Raw genomic sequence first — 14,740 nt, 5'->3', positions numbered from 1 at the left:
GCAGGTCGGCCGTCCAGAAATCCCGGCGGCCGACCGGTCTCACAGTTGGGACTGATCGACGATGCAGTACACCACCCTCGGCGACACCGGCCTGGTCGTGTCGCGCTTAGGCTTCGGGGCCTTGACCTTCGCCCAGGGCGACCAGACCCTGAGCGCGGTCTACAAGGTCGGCGCGCAGCTCGCCGACGCGCTGGTCGGCCGCGCCATCGACGCCGGGGTGAACTTCTTCGACACCGCCGACGTCTATGCGGACGGCGAGTCCGAGACCCTGCTGGGCGCAGCGCTCAAGCCGCACCGCGACAAGGTCGTCATCGCCACCAAGGTCGGCAACCGCGGGACGGGCGACAAGGAGCTGCTGCGCACCGGCCTTTCCCGGCGCCACATCCTGTGGTCCGTCGACCAGAGCCTGAGGCGGCTCGGGACCGACTGGATCGACGTCTACGTCGCCCACCGCGAGGACCTGTTCACGCCGCTGGAGGAGACGCTCGAGGCCTTCGACGCCGTCGTCCGCTCCGGCAAGGTCCGCTACATGGGCGTCTCCAACTGGTCGGCCTGGACCATGTCGGCGGCCGTGGAGATCCAGAAGGCCCGGGGGCTCGCGCGCCTGACCCACGGCCAGATGTACTATTCGCTGCTCGGCCGCGACGTGGAGCGCGACATCATTCCGATGATGCAGCGCTACGGCCTGGGCCTGACGGTCTGGAGCCCGCTCGCCTTCGGCTTCCTGAGCGGCGCCTACAGTCGCGAGGACCTCTCCAGGCCGGACAACCGCTTCTCCAGCTTCGACCCGCTGGGCTTCGACAAGGAGAAGGGCTTCGCGGTTGTCGAGGTGATGCGCAAGATCGCCGCCGCGCGGTCGATCAGCGTCCCGCAGGTGGCGCTGGCCTGGCTCCTGGCGCGTCCCGGCGTCACCAGCGTGCTGATCGGCGCCACCAAGATGCATCAGCTGGAGGACAACCTCGGCGCCGCCGACGTAACCCTCGCAGACGCCGACATGGCCGAGCTGGACGCCGCCACCAGGATCGACCCGATCTACGCCACCGCCCAGTGGATCGATCCGGACCGCAAGATGGCTCGCGCCCTGGGCCGGGCCGGACGGGTGTGATGCGGGCTCTGGTCTGCGAGAGCTACGGTCCGCCGGAAAGCCTGAAGCTGCGGGACATCGCCATCCCCGAGCCGGGGCCGGGCGAGGTCCTGATCCGGACGCATGTTGCGGGCGTGAACTTTCCCGACACCCTGATCATCGAGAACAAATACCAGATCAAGCCGCCCCTGCCGTTCAGCCCTGGCGGCGAGCTGTCCGGCCTGGTCGCCAAGGTCGGCCCGGGCGTCACGGGCTTCCGGCCTGGCGACCGGGCCGCGGCGCTGACCAACTGGGGCGCCTTCGCCGAATATGTGGTGGCCCAGGCCGCGCGGACGACGCACGTCCCAGACACCATGCCGCTCGACATCGCCGCCGCCTTCACCATGGCCTACGGCACCTCGCATCATGCGCTGAAGCAACGCGCGCAGTTGCAGCCCGGCGAGACCCTGCTGGTGCTCGGCGCCTCGGGCGGCGTCGGCCTGGCGGCCGTCGAGCTCGGCAAGGTGATGGGCGCTCATGTCATCGCCGGCGCCTCCAGCCCGGAGAAGCTGCAGATCGCCCGGGACTACGGCGCCGATCAGCTGATCGACTACAGCGCACAGGACCTCAAGGCGACGCTGAAGGCGATGACCGGCGGCAAGGGCGTGGACGTGATCTACGATCCCGTCGGCGACCGCCTCGCCGAGCCCGCCTTCCGCTCCATCGCCTGGGGCGGGCGCTATCTGGTGGTCGGCTTCGCCGGCGGCCAGATCCCCTCGATCCCGCTCAACCTGCCGCTGGTGAAGGGCGCCTCGATCGTCGGCGTCTTCTGGGGCGATTTCGTCGCCCGCACCGCCAAGCTGCACGCCGAGAACATGGCCGAGCTCTACGCCTGGTACGCCGAGGGCAGGCTGAGACCGCTGATCAGCCAACGCTTCGATCTCGCGCGCGGCGGCGAGGCGATCCGCTGGATCCAGGATCGCAAGGCCCATGGCAAGGTCGTCGTCACCCTCTCCGACGAGGACTGAGGCGCGGGGAAGGGGCGGGGCCGTTCAACCCTGCATGTCCTCCAGTTCGCGCCCGCGGGTCTCGTGGACCATCGCCCGGACGAAGACGAAGGAGATGGCCGCGAAGGCGGCGTAGCCGAGGTAGGTGGGCGCCAGGCCGGGGACCACGGCGAGCGTCGGGAAGCTCACCGACACCGCCGCATTGGCGATCCACTGGGCGAAGCCGGAGACGGCGAGGCCCGAGCCGCGGATCTGGTTCGGGAACATCTCGCCGAGCATCACCCACATCACCGGGCCCCAGCTGGCGTTGAAGAAGATCACGTAGAGGTTGGCGGCGACGAGGGCGATCATGCCGTTCGCGCCCGGCAGGGTGACGCCCCCATCGGCGCCGGTCACCGCCGTGGAGAAGGCGTAGGCGACGGTGGCCAGGGTCGCCGCCATCCCGGCGGAGCCGATCAGCAGCAGCGGCTTGCGGCCGACCTTGTCGACCAGGCTGATCGTCAGGAGGCAGGCGCCGATCGACAGCACGCCCGACAGGATGTTGGTCTTCAGCGCATCGTTCTCGGAGAAGCCGACCGCCTCCCACAGCGCCGCGCCGTAGTAGAAGACCACATTGATGCCGACCAGCTGCTGGAAGACCGCCAGGCCGATCCCCGCCCAGAGGATCGGCCGGACGCGGCCGGTGGTCTTGTCGAGCAGGTCCGAGAGCTTGGGCTTGTGCAGGTCAGAGGCCAGGCTGGCGCGGATCTCGGCGATCTTGCGCTCGGCGGCGGCGGGGCCGAACAGGCGCGCCAGCACGACTTGGGCCTCGGCGTCGCGGCGCTTGATGACCAGGTAGCGCGGCGACTCCGGGATGATCAGCAGGGCCAGCAGATAGATGGCCGCCGGGATGGCCTGCAGCCAGAACATCCAGCGCCAGGCGGGGAAGCCGAGCCAGAGGATGGCGGTCGAGCCGCCGGCGTAGTGGGCCAGCAGGAAGTTGGCGACGAAGGCGCCGGTCAGGCCGGTGATGATCATCACCTGCTGCACGCTGGAAAGCCGGCCGCGGATGTTCGCCGGCGTCACTTCCGAGATGTAGACTGGCGAGATGACGCTGGCCGCGCCGACGCCCAGGCCGCCCAGGATGCGCGCCAGGATGAAGAGCGCAGAACTGGCGGCGCCGCCGGCGAGGAGGGCGCTCACCAGGAAGAGGACGGCCGCCAGCATCATCACGCCGCGCCGGCCGATCAGGTCCGACAGCCTCCCCGCGCCGAAGGCGCCGATCGAGGAGCCGAGCAGGATGGCGCCGACGTTCACCCCGATGCCGAGCCGGCCGAGGTTGAAGGCGGCCTCCAGCCCCTTCTGGGTGCCGTTGATGACCCCGGAGTCGTAGCCGAACATGAAGCCGCCGATGGTGGCGACGGCGACGATCGCAGCGATGAAGGCGAAATTGGCGCGCTCGGCCGCGCCGCCTGCCAGGTCCCGCATCATCTCCCCTTCGCCTTCTTATGTGAGCGCTACCATTGACGCTGGCTGTGAGAAGTCAAGGCTGCGCCGGCGCGTCGGAGCGCCGTCGTATGATCGCGTGGCGGAACAGCCGCTGCTCCGCCGGCGCATCCTGGCCAAGCCGTCGGCGGCGGGCGGCGGTGGTCAGCAGCTCGACAGCCGCCTGGGCCATCTCGGCGACGGGCTGGCGCACGGTGGTCAGTTCGGGCGAAATGGTGGTGGCCAGGGCGGTGTCGTCGAAGCCGCAGACGCTGAGGTCCCCGGGAACCTCCAGGCGTCGGCGGTGGGCGGCCGCCACGACGGCGGCGGCCATGTCGTCGTTGCTGGCGAAGATGGCGCTCGGCGCCGGCGAGGCGCCGAGAAGCTGATCGGCGGCGGCAAGGCCTGAGCGGTAGCTGAAATCGCCCTGGGCGATCAGGCGCTCGTCCTGGGGCAGCCCGGCCTCGCGGAGCGCCCGCTGATAGCCTTCGAGACGCTTGGCGCTGGCGGTCTGGTTGGCGGCGCCGACGATGAAGCCGATGCGGCGATGGCCGAGCGAAATCAGGTGGCGGGTCATGTCGGCGGCGGCCTGGACGTCGTCGATGGTCACCGCGAAACAGCCCGGCGCCGGCGCGCCGCTGGCCAGCAGGACGGTGGGGACGCCGCCGGCCAGCAACTCGGCGACCAGTCCGGCCATGTCGCAGAACGGCGGCGGCAGGATCACCCCGTCGAGCCGCCGCTCGACCGCGCGGCCGGCGATGTCCGCCGGATCGACGCCAGCCTCGCAGTTCTCCAGCAGCAACTGCACGTCGTTGCGGCTGGCCATGGCCAGGCCGCCGAGCAGCACCTCGCTGAGATAGGCCGCGCTGGGATTGCCGTAGACCAGGGCGATGCGGGTCCGGGCGGCGCCGGCGAGCACCCGGGCGGCGGAGTTGGGCGCATAGTTCAGGGCTGCGATGGCGGCTTCGACCCGCTCGCGCGTCTGCGGACGCACCGCCTCGTCCCTGTTGATCACCCGGGACACGGTCATGGGCGATACGCCGGCCGCCCTGGCCACGTCGCTCAAGGTGGGCGCCGCCCCCGCGCGACGCGATGTCCTGACGACCAAGCCGACACTCCCATCCACGACGGCGCGACCTTAGGGCCGGGGCCCGGGGCGGACAATCCGCGCTCCGTCGCGGTCGTCCTCCCGCCGGCGGCGAGCGCAGTTGTTCACCCAGCCGGCGCACGTCCTTGCCGCGAGGGACATTGCGCGGGCCTCGCGCCTGTGACTGAGTTTCCTCCGCGCGCGGCCGCCAAGAGCCGCCCGAAGTTCGGAGAAACGCCCATGCTGACCCTCACCAACGCCAAGCTGTTCGACGGCCAGAAGATGCGGTCCGGACAGTGGAGCGTGACGCTGGACGGCGATCGCATCGCCGCGGTCAGCGACGCGCCCGCCATCCCGTCCGGCGAGACCCTCGACCTCGGGGGCATGACCCTGATGCCGGGGCTGATCACCGGCCACTTCCATCCGGACTTCTACAAGTTCGACTTCGCCACGGCGATGCGCGGCGACCAGCTCGGCAAGGAGCTGCCGCCCGGCGTCGGCATGGCCATGGGCGTGCGGAACTGCCGCGTGCTGCTGGAGAGCGGCTTTACGGGCTACGCCGGCGCCGGCTGCGCCCACGACATCGACGCCAGCCTGAAGATCGCCATCCGCGAGGGCATCATCCCGGGGCCGCGCATCCTCGCCTGCGGCCACCACTGCGGCACTACGGCCGACGCCAATGCGGCGATGAAGTGGTGGCAGGCCTACCAGACGCCCGGCATCGACGTGTTCGCCGACGGCCCGGACGCCATGCGCAAGCTGGTCCGCGAGGAGATCCGCCGCGGCGTCGAGGTGATCAAGATCTTCGCCAGTCCCGGCCACCTGATCCCCGGCCACCGCGGTCCGCAGAACATGGCCTATGACGAGATCGCCGCCGTCGTCGAAGCCGCCCACCAGCGCGGCGCCAAGGTCCGCGCCCACGTCTGTACGAAGGATGTGATCCTGCAGTGCGTCGAGCTGGGCGTGGACATCATCGACCACGGCGACGAGGTCGACGACGAGTGCATCGAGGCCCTGGTCGCCAGCGGGGCCTTCTGGGTGCCCAGCCTGACCTTCACCAAGGTGCTGATCGACATGGGCGCCGACGCCACCGGCGAATACGTCGACGCCTGGACTAGGCTGCGGCCGCTCCTGACCAAGGCCCACAAGGCCGGCGTCCGCATCCTGATCGGCGACGACTACTCAGGCCTGCTGCGCGGTATGATCCCGGACGATCCGCTCGACCACGTGGTCGGCGCCTATGGCCGTGAGCTGCCCTTCTACAACGAACATATCGAGGGGCTGAGCGCCGCCGACATCCTCACCTGGGGCACCAAGAATCCGGGCGAGCTGCTGGGCGGTCCGGCCGGCAAGGTCGGCGTGGTGGAGACCGGCGCCCTGGCCGACCTGATCGTCGTCGACGGCGATCCCGTCGCCGACCTGTCGCTGCTGGCCCGGCCGGACGAGGCGCTGAAGGCGGTGATCCGCGACGGCGCCCTGGTCATCGACCGCCTGCCGCAACAAAGCCGTCGCCTCGCGGCGGCTTGAGCGGGGTTCTGCAGTGCGGCGGCCCTGGGTCCCGGCTCGGCCTTGCAGGCCGTCCGGGATGACGACCTTGGGGCTAGCGCCGACCGGCCAACACTGCAGGGACCGCGATCCCCGTCAGCACCAGGGCCATGCCGGCCAGGTGGTAGGGGTGCAGCGGCTCGCCCAGGGTCGCGGCGGCGATCCCGGCGCCGAACACCGGCAACAGATTGATCGCCTGGCCCGCCGGCCCGGCGCCCAGCTGCGCCACCGCCGCGTTGAACAGGGCGTAGGCGACGACCGACGGCAGGATGGCGACATAGGCGACCGCCAGCACGACGGGCGCGGTCCAGACGATGTGGCGCGCCTCGCTCCATTCTCCGGCCGCCAGCGGGGCCATGGCGACGATGCCCACCGCGAAGGTGGCCAGCAGGAAATTCAGCGGATGCAGCGCGGGTCGGCGTCGCAGCAGCGAGGTGTAGGTCGCCCAGCAGACCACGCCGGCCAGCACCAGCAGGTCGCCGCTGTTGAGCCGGGCGTCGCCGATCGCGGCGATGTCGCCGCGCAGCACGATCAGGGCGACCCCGGCCATCGAGAAGAGGACGCCGATGACCTCGAGACCGCGCGGCCTGGCGCGGAACAGCAGGAAGTCGGCGGCCAGGACCACGGCCGGGATGGCGGCCTGCATCAGCAGGGCGTTGGTGGCGGTGGTGTGCCGTAGGCCGGAGTAGAGAAAGGCGTTGAAGCCCGCGACGCCGATCAGGCCCAACAGCAGGATCGGCCGCCAGGCGCGCAGGATCTCGGCCCGCTCGGCGATGGCCCGGCGCAGGACGAAGGGCGCCAGCACCAGGAAGGCGCCGGTCCATCGCAGCAGGGCGAAGGTGAAGGGCGGGACCTGATCTCGCACCGCCCGGCCGACGATGGAGTTCCCCGCCCAGAGCAGCATGACCAGCGCCAGCATGGCGTAGGCGACCATGCGAGGCGACGCCGACGGGACAGCGCCCATCGAAGCTTGGCGTTCAGGCGATGAAGACAGCTTCGGGCCCTCCTCGGACAGGGGGCATCTAGCGGGGCGCGCGGCCGTTCGCCAAGGCCGGCGCGCCGCTCAGCGCCAGCCGGCGTCGATCCAGTAGGCGTGGCCGGTGCAGAAGCGCGCGTCGTCCGAGGCCAGGAACAGCACCAGGGCGGCGACGTCGGCCGGCGAGATCCGGCCATCGAGGCATTGGGCGGCGACGATCTCGGCCTCGCCCTCGGGCGTGTACCACTGCGCCTGTCGCGGCGTCTTGACGTTGCCGGGGACCACGCAGCTGACGCGGATGGCGTCGCGTCCCAGCTCGCGCGCCAGCGCTCGGGTCATGCCCTCGATGCCGGCCTTGGCGGTCTCGTAGAGCACCAGGTCGGGCAGGCCGAGATGCCAGGAGATCGAGCCCAGGTTGATAATGGCGCCGCCGGCGCGCCTCACGCCATCCGCCGCCTTCATGCCCTCGGCCGCCCATTTGGCGCAGAACAGCATGTGCCGCAGGTTCACCGCCATGCGGTCGTCGAAATAGGCGGGGGTGAGCTGGTCCAGGCCATGCCGGTCGTCATTGCCGGCGTTGTTCACCAGGACGTCGACCGGACCGATCCGGGCGAAGACCTCGGCGGTCGCGTCGAGATCCTTCAGGTCGCAAGGGTGGAAGACCGGCGCCGGCGTCGCGTCGCCCAGCGCGCGGACGAGCGCCTCGGAAGCTTCGCGCGCCATATCCAGAAAATGCACCTCGCAGCCCTGGCGGACGAAGGCCTCGACGAGGCCGGCGCCGATCCCGCTGCCGCCGCCGGTGACGATGACGCGTCGGCCTCGCAGGCTGGGATAGACGGCGCTGGCCATCACGCCCGGCCGGAGAGCAGGCCGCGGGCGGCGAGATTGCGCATCAGCTCGCCGACGCCGAAGCTCCAGGGGGCGGCGGCCTTGGAGGTGGTCACCTCGTTGACGAGCGCGCCCAGGCGCGGGCTGGAGATCCGCACCCGGTCGCCCGGCTTGTGGGTGAAGCCGCGGCCTGGTTCGTCACGGTCCTGGGTCGGGGCGAAGAGGGTGCCGAGGAACAGGGCGAAACCGTCCGGATATTGGTGCTCGCTCAGCGTCTGGCGCACCAGCTCCAGCGGATCGCGGCTGATCTGGTCCATCGAGCTATGACCTTCCAGCCGGTAGTTGTCCCGGCCTTCGATGACCAGGTCGACCTGGGCCGCGCGCACGTCGTCGAGGGTGAAGCCGGCGTCGAACAGGCGGATAAAGGCGCCGATGGCGCAGGAGGCGTTGTTGTCCTTGGCCTTGCTGAGCAACAGCGCGCTGCGGCCCTCGAAGTCGCGCAGGTTGACGTCATTGCCCAGCGTGGCGCCGAGCACGCGGCCGGCGGGATCGCAGGCCAGCACCACCTCCGGCTCGGGGTTGTTCCAGGTGGAGTCCGAGCGCACGCCGATCTGGGCGCCGTGGCCGACGGCGGCGAGGATCGGCGCCTTGGTGAAGATCTCCGCGTCCGGGCCGATCGCCACCTCCAGATATTGCGACCAGAGGCCCTCGGAAATCAGCGCCGCCTTCAGCCGCGCTGCGGCCTCCGAGCCCGGCTGAACGGCCCGGATGTCGCCGCCGACCCGGGCGCTGAGGTCGCCGCGGATCGCCTCGGCCCTGGCGGAGTCGCCGCGGGCCCGCTCCTCGATCACCCGCTCCACCGCGGAGACGGCGAAGGTGACGCCGGCGGCCTTGATCACCTGCAGGTCGAACGGCGCAAGCAGGGGGTGGGCGGCGAAATCGAAGTCCGCCAGATCGCCCAGGTCGCGCCCTGGCGGCGTCTCGCCCGTCCAGTCGCGCAGCAGGTCGGACATGGTCGGCGCGGTGGCGGTGACGTCGCGGAGCCGGCCCTCGCGGCAGACCACCACGAGCGGCCCTTCGGGGGCCAGCAGGCGACCTGCCAGGGTCGCGGCGCGCCAATCCAGAGGCAGGTCTTCGGTTCGCAACATTCGAACTCCTCCGTCGCGTTGGTAGCGCTACCATATTTCGGCGGCCGGCCGCAAGGCGTGGGGAGGGGACGGGCGAGGCCAAAGCTCCTGCCCGTCAGGCGGCGCTAGCTGTCGAAGCTACGAAGGTTGTTCACCCGGGGAGGGGTCTGAACGAAGCTGGGGTTGCAACACTCCACTTCCACCGGAACTCCCCGGATGAACGTCCATAAGAATGCGCGGCTGACGCCGCGTGGTCGAGCCCTGATGGTGTCTCGGATCGTAGATGAAGGCTGGTCGGTGGCAGCTGCGGCGGAAGCGGCTGGGGTCTCGGTGCGGACGGCCCGCAAATGGGTGGGCCGGCGTCGTCGGGGGCCGAGCGAAGACTTCACCGATCGCAGCTCGGCGCCCCGACGATGTCCGCGCAGGACGTCGCAACCGCGGGTGATGCAGATCGAGCAGCTGCGCCGCCAGCGGATGACCGGGCCGGCGATCGCCCAGGCCCTGGGCATGGCGCGCTCGACGGTGGGCGTGATCCTTCGCCGGCTGGGGCTGGGCAAGCTGACGGCGCTGGAGCCCCGGCCCGAGGTGATCCGTTACGAGCGCTCGCGACCCGGCGAGATGATCCATCTCGACATCAAGAAGCTCGGCCGCTTCGACGTGGAAGGCCACCGCATCACCGGCGACCGCCGTAAAGGCGCATCCCGGGGAGCCGGCTGGGACTTCCTGCACGTCTGCGTCGATGACGCCTCGCGCCTGGCCTACACCGAGATCCTGCCTAGCGAGCGCAAGGAGGACACCACGGCCTTCCTCGAGCGCGCCCTGGCCTGGCTCGCCCGCCACGGCGTCACCGTCGAACGGGTGATGACCGACAACGGCTCGGCATATCGCTCCAAGCTCTTCGCCAAAGCCTTGCAGACCGCCGGCGCGCGTCACGTCCGAACCCGCCCCTACACGCCTAGGACCAACGGCAAGGCCGAACGCTTCATCCAGACCAGTCTGCGCGAGTGGGCCTACGCCAAGCCTTACGGCTCGTCGGCGGAGCGATCAAAGGCCGTCGGACCCTGGACCGACAGCTACAACCTCACCCGACCCCACTCCGGCATCAAAGGCTTCACCCCCTGGCAGAGGGTGAACAACCTTCTTGGTAACGACAGCTAGCCGAGCTTGAAGCCGGTCAGGTTCTCCACGGCCATGTCCAGGCTGGGGGAAAGCTCCTGCAGCTCGATCACATTGCCGTCCGGGTCCTTGCCGTAGATCGTCCGGATCCGGCCCTCCTCGACGGAGATCGGCGGGGCGTGGAAGGTCATCCCGTTCTTCGACAGTCGCTCGTACTCGCTCGCCAGGTCGACCACGTCGAGGCAGATGTGGGTGTAGCCGTGGTCCGAGGGCAGCAGCCGGTCGGTGTTGCGCGCTGTCGGCTTCCGGTACTCGAAGAGCTCGATGTAGGCGTTCGCCGCCCGGATCATCACCACCCGGGCGGCCGTGCCCTTGAGGTTCACCAGGCCGTCGATTTCGGGCGAGGCGTCCCAGGCGACCTGGCTGCTCTCGACCACCTCGAAGCCGACCACGTCGCGATAGAAGGCGAGCAGCCGGTCGAAGTTCGGCGTGTTGATGGCGACATGATGGATGCCTCGGATCATGACGTTTCCTCCCTGTCCTGGCGCTCTGTCGGCGAGGTCTCAGAAATCATACTTCACCGTCGCCCCGAAGAGTCGCGGTTCCGCATCGCACAGGCGTCAGGTGCTGATCGTCGGCCGCGCTAGACGGCCGGCGCGTGCTTCGCGGCCTCGCTCGTCAGCGAGGCTTCGCGGTGGACCAGCGAGACGAGCGTCCCTGGCGCATTGTCCGCTACTGTCAGGTCCGCCCCCAGCTGCTTGGCGAGCGCCTGGATGATGCTGGTTCCGAGGCCGCCCTTGGCGGGTTCCGCCCCGCCCGGCATCCCGACGCCGTCGTCGCTGACGGACAGCGTCCAGTCCGCGCCCTTGGCGTCATATCCGACGACGATGTGGCCCGCACGGTCGCCGGGAAAGGCATGCTTCAGGGCGTTGATGACGAGTTCGGTGATGACCAGCCCGAGGCTGACGGACACGTCGGCGTTGGCGGCGTTCCGGTCCGCCTCCACGGTGAGGGTGAGCTTTTCGTGGTCCGGGATCATCGAAGCCGCGATGCTCTCGCAGAGCTCGGTGAAGTAGGCGCGCAGTTCGACGTCGCCGGCGCTGGACGTGGCGAGGTGGTGCTGGAGGGCGGCGACCGACATCACCCGGCTATGGGCGTCAACGAGATAGCTTCGCGTTTCGGTGGGCGCCCGCCGCGCGCTCTGCATCAGGACGCTGGCGATGATCTGCAGGCTGTTGGCGACCCGGTGCTGCAGCTCCTGGAACAGGATCGCCTTCTCGCGCAGGAGGTCGTCCTTGAGCCGGTCTGCGAGACGCGCATTGGTGACGTCGGAGACCGACAGCAGCAGGCGCACCGTGGCTGGGTCGTCATGGACAAGCTGGTGGGCGGTGAGCACCAGGCGCCGCGCGGCGCCGCCGGCCCGCTTCAGATCCATCTCGTAAGTCTCGATGTCCGCCGCCCCGGACAGGGTCGCCTTCAGGAGCGAGCGCAGCTGCGGAACATCCCACTCGCCCGCGCCGATCGCGAACAGGGAGACGCCTGCGAGAGCCGCCGGATCGATCTGAAAGGCGCGGGAGAAGGAGGCGCTGGCGGCGACCACGTCTAGCGCGCCGTCGAGCAGCAGGATCGGCGCGTCCGAGGACGCCACCAAGGCAAGCGCAAGGCTGTTGACGATAGGTTCAACTGTAGGTGTCGCAGCCATATGGCCCGATCCTTCCGCCGGAGGCTCTCGAACCGAAAGACGTTTCCCAGCAGAATGTGGCGTGGCCGCAAGGCCCGCAGTTCGAGCTTCAGCGACCGCTGCCGCAAACTAGCAGGTTGCGAAGCCGCATGGTTGACCTATCGCAACCTACAGGCCCAATACCGCACCGCTAGGCGGAGGTGGCTTCGAGACATGGCTCCTCGACCGCCTCAAGGGCGTCGTCCGGATTGCGAAGCGAAATCCCCGGCTTGGCCATCGATCGCCATTTGGCGGCGAGGTTCAGGAACTCCAGCCGGATCGCCTCGCTTGCGGCCAGGGACGCATTCGCCGCGCACATCGCCGCTCGCTCATGGCATTCCTTGGGAGTCATGAGGCGGTCTTATCCTTTCCGGCCGCCGAAGCGCGCACGAGAAGTGAAGGCTCTGCTGAGTCTGGCTTCGCAAGGTGAAGTCGCGGTCCGGCGCCGGATTTCTGTTTGCGGGGTCGAGGGTCGCCTTAGCCCTGAGGCGCGCGCTCCGCCGCGTCGATGATCTCCGTGAGCAGGGCGAAGGCGCCGTTGGCGGCGGGGACGCCGCAATAGATGGCGCTTTGCAGGATGGTCTCCTTGAGGAGCTCGGGCGCGACCCCGTGCTCGAGCGCCGCGCGCAGGTGCATCTTCAGCTCCGCCTCCCGGTTGAGGGCGATCAGCATGGCGATGGTGAGCAGCCGGCGCGTCGGATGGTCGATGGCCGGCCGGGTCCAGATCTCGCCCCAGGCCAGGCGCGTGATCAGGTCCTGAAACTCCTCGGTCAGCGGGGTGGTGTTGGCGAGGCTGCGGTCGACGTGGGCGTCGCCCAGCACGGCGCGACGGGTGCGCATGCCGAGCGCGTGGCGTTCGCGTTCGTCCATCAGGCGGCCTCCAGATGCATTCGCAGGGCCGACGTAAAGGCGTCTGCCTGTTCCAGGTTGGAAAGGTGGGCGGCGGGCAGGATCTCGAGGTTCGCGCCCGGGATCGTCGCCGCCAGGGCGACGGCCTGCTCGGGCGGGGTGGCGACGTCGAGCGCGCCGCCGATCACCAGGGTCGGCGCGGCGATCCGCTCGAGGACTGGGCCGAGGTCGGCGTCGCGCAGCGCCGCGCAACAGCCGGCGTAGCCCGCCGTTGGGGTCGCGGTCAGACGCCGGCGCCATTCGGCGACGACCGCCGGCTGGGCCTGGCGGAAGGCCGGCGAGAAGAACCGCTCCATCGCCGCAGCGGCGATCCCCTCCAGGCCCTGGGCCCGCACGAGTTCCATGCGCGCGGTCCAGCCTTCCCGGCTGCCGATGCGGCTGGCGGTGTTGGCGAGGGTCAGGCTGGCGACGCGGTCCGGCGCCTCGACGGCCAGCCACTGGCCGACGAGGCCGCCCAGCGACAGGCCGCAGAGATGGGTGCGCTCGACCTCCGCCGCGCCGAGGATGGTCAGCGCATCCTCGCCGAGCTGGGCGATGGCGTAGTCGCCGTCAGGAGCGCCGGACTCCCCGTGGCCGCGGGCGTCGAAGACGAGGCAGCGGAACTTCTCGCTCAGCGCGGCGACCTGCGGCTCCCAGAGGCGGCGGTCGCAGCCGACCGAATTCAGGAACAGCAGCGGCGGCGCCTCGGCCGGGCCATGCGCCTCGCCGACCAGGCGGCAGCCGTCCGCCGCGCGCGCCATCAGCCTCATGGCCGCCTCCAGGCCTGCAAGGCGCTCGCCACCAGGGCCGCGGCCTCGCCGACGTCGTCGCCAACCGCGGCCGCGGCGAGGTTGGCCGCCATGCGGTCCGGATGCACTTCGAGCCCTTCAGCGACCTCGGCCATGGCGACGAGGGCGCCGTGCGCCACGCAAAACAGGTCGGCCAGCACCGCGCCCTCGGCCTGCCAGCCGCCGAGCCCGCGCTCGTGCTCCTGGGGCAGGGCGCTGAGAATGGTGGCGGCGAGATGCGGCGCGCGCAGGGCGGCGGAGCGGGCGACCTGGCAGCCGGTCGGATTGCGCTTGTACGCCATGGCCGAGGAGCCGCCGCGCCCGTCTATCCGGGGCTCGAAGGCTTCGCCGACCTCGGCCTGGGCGAGCAGGGCGACGTCGCCGGCCATCTTGCCGAGCGCGCCGGTCAGGATGGCGAGGGCGCCGGCCAGGCCCGCGACGCCGCCGCGCCGGGCGTGCCAGGGCGCCGGCGGGCCGGCGAGGCCAAGCCCTTCGGCCAGGCGCTGCGAGACGGCGAAGGCCTTGCCGTCCAGGCCGTCCAACGTCCCGCTGGCGCCGCCGAACTGCAGGAGGAGGGCGGCCTCGGCTTCGCGGCTGAGGCGACGCAAGGCGGCGTCGACGCCGAGCAGCCAGCCGGCGACCTTCAGCCCGAAGGTGATCGGCCGCGCCGGCTGCAGCAGGGTGCGCCCCAGCATGGGCGCGCCCGCGTGCGTCTGGGCCAGGGCGGCCAGCGCCGTCGTCAGGCGAACCCCGTCGCGGACGATCAGCCCGAGTCCCGCCTCGGCCTGCAGCATCAGCACCGTGTCGGCGACATCCTGGCTGGTGGCGCCCAGGTGGACCTTGGCCGCGGCCTCGGGGTGTTTCGCCAGGCGGCGGCGCAGCTCGGCGACCAGCGGGATGGCCAGGGTCCCGGCGTGGGCGGCGGATTGGGCCAGGGCCTCGAGGTCGGGCAGGGCCTGGCAGGCCGCGGCGATGGCCTGGGCCTGGTCGGCGGTCAGCAGCCCTTCGGCGGCCTGGGCGGCGGCAAGCTCCCGCTCGAAGGCCAGGGCGGCGCGCACCAGGGCTTGGTCGCCGAAGGCGTCCAGCATCTCCGGCGTCGAGGCGGCGAGGTCGCGGATCCGGGAGGTCATG

General features: G+C 70.5%; 15 protein-coding genes. 4 read left to right on the top strand and 11 right to left on the bottom strand.

The window, feature by feature from the left end; all coding sequences use genetic code 11:
* Positions 1–61 precede the first annotated feature (61 nt).
* Complete coding sequence (locus ACSQ2B_RS12440) at positions 62–1,105, top strand: aldo/keto reductase (RefSeq protein WP_436050225.1); 1,044 nt, start codon at positions 62–64, stop codon at positions 1,103–1,105.
* Positions 1,105–2,091: an NADPH:quinone oxidoreductase family protein gene (locus ACSQ2B_RS12435; protein ID WP_436050223.1), complete on the top strand. Its 987-nt coding sequence runs from the start codon at positions 1,105–1,107 to the stop codon at positions 2,089–2,091. Before ACSQ2B_RS12440 ends, ACSQ2B_RS12435 begins: the two co-directional genes overlap by 1 nt.
* A 24-nt stretch (positions 2,092–2,115) precedes the next feature.
* On the opposite strand, the gene ACSQ2B_RS12430 is transcribed toward ACSQ2B_RS12435, so the two are convergent.
* Both ACSQ2B_RS12430 and ACSQ2B_RS12425 read right to left on the bottom strand, forming a co-directional pair.
* Complete coding sequence (locus ACSQ2B_RS12430; protein WP_436050221.1) at positions 2,116–3,540, bottom strand: sugar porter family MFS transporter; 1,425 nt, start codon at positions 3,538–3,540, stop codon at positions 2,116–2,118.
* Between the two features lie 52 nt (positions 3,541–3,592).
* Positions 3,593–4,591 (bottom strand): LacI family DNA-binding transcriptional regulator, encoded by a 999-nt coding sequence (locus ACSQ2B_RS12425; protein WP_436051017.1) that lies wholly within the window; start codon positions 4,589–4,591, stop codon positions 3,593–3,595.
* Positions 4,592–4,861: 270 nt separating this feature from the next.
* Between ACSQ2B_RS12425 and ACSQ2B_RS12420 the strand changes: the two genes are divergently transcribed.
* Entirely contained in the window at positions 4,862–6,148 is a 1,287-nt protein-coding gene (locus tag ACSQ2B_RS12420; RefSeq protein WP_436050219.1) for an amidohydrolase family protein, read from the top strand.
* A gap of 73 nt (positions 6,149–6,221) precedes the next feature.
* On the opposite strand, the gene ACSQ2B_RS12415 is transcribed toward ACSQ2B_RS12420, so the two are convergent.
* The 3 genes from ACSQ2B_RS12415 to ACSQ2B_RS12405 all read right to left on the bottom strand — a co-directional run bounded on the left by ACSQ2B_RS12415 (position 6,222) and on the right by ACSQ2B_RS12405 (position 9,118).
* Positions 6,222–7,100 carry a DMT family transporter gene (locus ACSQ2B_RS12415; protein ID WP_436050217.1) on the bottom strand — a complete coding sequence of 293 codons (879 nt, stop codon included), beginning with the start codon at positions 7,098–7,100 and terminating at the stop codon, positions 6,222–6,224.
* Positions 7,101–7,229: 129 nt separating this feature from the next.
* The gene (locus tag ACSQ2B_RS12410) at positions 7,230–7,991 is read right to left on the bottom strand and encodes an SDR family NAD(P)-dependent oxidoreductase (protein WP_436050216.1); all 762 of its coding nucleotides are present in this window, start codon (positions 7,989–7,991) and stop codon (positions 7,230–7,232) included.
* The gene (locus tag ACSQ2B_RS12405; RefSeq protein ID WP_436050214.1) at positions 7,991–9,118 is read right to left on the bottom strand and encodes a fumarylacetoacetate hydrolase family protein; all 1,128 of its coding nucleotides are present in this window, start codon (positions 9,116–9,118) and stop codon (positions 7,991–7,993) included. Before ACSQ2B_RS12405 ends, ACSQ2B_RS12410 begins: the two co-directional genes overlap by 1 nt.
* 195 nt (positions 9,119–9,313) lie before the next feature.
* Here ACSQ2B_RS12405 and ACSQ2B_RS12400 point away from each other — a divergent pair, with 195 nt between their 5' ends.
* A complete protein-coding gene (locus ACSQ2B_RS12400; RefSeq protein WP_436050212.1) occupies positions 9,314–10,255 on the top strand; it encodes an IS481 family transposase in 942 nt (313 codons plus the stop codon).
* On the opposite strand, the gene ACSQ2B_RS12395 is transcribed toward ACSQ2B_RS12400, so the two are convergent.
* The 6 genes from ACSQ2B_RS12395 to pcaB form a co-directional block, all read right to left on the bottom strand.
* Positions 10,252–10,737 carry a VOC family protein gene (locus ACSQ2B_RS12395; RefSeq protein WP_436050211.1) on the bottom strand — a complete coding sequence of 162 codons (486 nt, stop codon included), beginning with the start codon at positions 10,735–10,737 and terminating at the stop codon, positions 10,252–10,254. The two genes, ACSQ2B_RS12400 and ACSQ2B_RS12395, sit on opposite strands and share 4 nt — an antisense overlap.
* Before the next feature lie 119 nt (positions 10,738–10,856).
* Positions 10,857–11,915 (bottom strand): sensor histidine kinase, encoded by a 1,059-nt coding sequence (locus ACSQ2B_RS12390; protein WP_436050210.1) that lies wholly within the window; start codon positions 11,913–11,915, stop codon positions 10,857–10,859.
* Positions 11,916–12,084: 169 nt separating this feature from the next.
* Positions 12,085–12,285, bottom strand: a complete 201-nt coding sequence (locus ACSQ2B_RS12385) for a hypothetical protein (RefSeq protein ID WP_436050209.1) — start codon at positions 12,283–12,285, stop codon at positions 12,085–12,087.
* 125 nt (positions 12,286–12,410) lie between these two features.
* Positions 12,411–12,803 carry a 4-carboxymuconolactone decarboxylase gene (gene pcaC / locus ACSQ2B_RS12380; protein WP_436050207.1) on the bottom strand — a complete coding sequence of 131 codons (393 nt, stop codon included), beginning with the start codon at positions 12,801–12,803 and terminating at the stop codon, positions 12,411–12,413.
* Positions 12,803–13,591 (bottom strand): 3-oxoadipate enol-lactonase, encoded by a 789-nt coding sequence (gene pcaD / locus ACSQ2B_RS12375; protein ID WP_436050205.1) that lies wholly within the window; start codon positions 13,589–13,591, stop codon positions 12,803–12,805. Before pcaD ends, pcaC begins: the two co-directional genes overlap by 1 nt.
* Positions 13,588–14,739 carry a 3-carboxy-cis,cis-muconate cycloisomerase gene (gene pcaB, locus ACSQ2B_RS12370; protein ID WP_436050204.1) on the bottom strand — a complete coding sequence of 384 codons (1,152 nt, stop codon included), beginning with the start codon at positions 14,737–14,739 and terminating at the stop codon, positions 13,588–13,590. The genes pcaD and pcaB overlap by 4 nt, the downstream gene beginning before the upstream one ends.
* Position 14,740 lies beyond the last annotated feature (1 nt).

Source organism: Phenylobacterium sp. LjRoot225 (genome assembly GCF_964252855.1).
Taxonomy (GTDB): Bacteria; Pseudomonadota; Alphaproteobacteria; order Caulobacterales; family Caulobacteraceae; genus Phenylobacterium.
This window is presented reverse-complemented; position numbering and strand designations above follow the sequence as displayed.

Bases quoted from the DNA above. Each gene is read 5' to 3' on its own strand.
- ACSQ2B_RS12440 (WP_436050225.1), top strand. From the start codon at position 62: ATGCAGTACACCACCCTCGGCGACACCGGCCTGGTCGTGTCGCGCTTA.
- ACSQ2B_RS12435 (WP_436050223.1), top strand. From the start codon at position 1,105: ATGCGGGCTCTGGTCTGCGAGAGCTACGGTCCGCCGGAAAGCCTGAAG.
- ACSQ2B_RS12430 (WP_436050221.1), bottom strand. From the start codon at position 3,540: ATGATGCGGGACCTGGCAGGCGGCGCGGCCGAGCGCGCCAATTTCGCC.
- ACSQ2B_RS12420 (WP_436050219.1), top strand. From the start codon at position 4,862: ATGCTGACCCTCACCAACGCCAAGCTGTTCGACGGCCAGAAGATGCGG.
- ACSQ2B_RS12415 (WP_436050217.1), bottom strand. From the start codon at position 7,100: ATGGTCGCCTACGCCATGCTGGCGCTGGTCATGCTGCTCTGGGCGGGG.
- ACSQ2B_RS12410 (WP_436050216.1), bottom strand. From the start codon at position 7,991: ATGGCCAGCGCCGTCTATCCCAGCCTGCGAGGCCGACGCGTCATCGTC.
- ACSQ2B_RS12405 (WP_436050214.1), bottom strand. From the start codon at position 9,118: ATGTTGCGAACCGAAGACCTGCCTCTGGATTGGCGCGCCGCGACCCTG.
- ACSQ2B_RS12400 (WP_436050212.1), top strand. From the start codon at position 9,314: ATGAACGTCCATAAGAATGCGCGGCTGACGCCGCGTGGTCGAGCCCTG.
- ACSQ2B_RS12395 (WP_436050211.1), bottom strand. From the start codon at position 10,737: ATGATCCGAGGCATCCATCATGTCGCCATCAACACGCCGAACTTCGAC.
- ACSQ2B_RS12390 (WP_436050210.1), bottom strand. From the start codon at position 11,915: ATGGCTGCGACACCTACAGTTGAACCTATCGTCAACAGCCTTGCGCTT.
- ACSQ2B_RS12385 (WP_436050209.1), bottom strand. From the start codon at position 12,285: ATGACTCCCAAGGAATGCCATGAGCGAGCGGCGATGTGCGCGGCGAAT.
- pcaC (WP_436050207.1), bottom strand. From the start codon at position 12,803: ATGGACGAACGCGAACGCCACGCGCTCGGCATGCGCACCCGTCGCGCC.
- pcaD (WP_436050205.1), bottom strand. From the start codon at position 13,591: ATGAGGCTGATGGCGCGCGCGGCGGACGGCTGCCGCCTGGTCGGCGAG.
- pcaB (WP_436050204.1), bottom strand. From the start codon at position 14,739: ATGACCTCCCGGATCCGCGACCTCGCCGCCTCGACGCCGGAGATGCTG.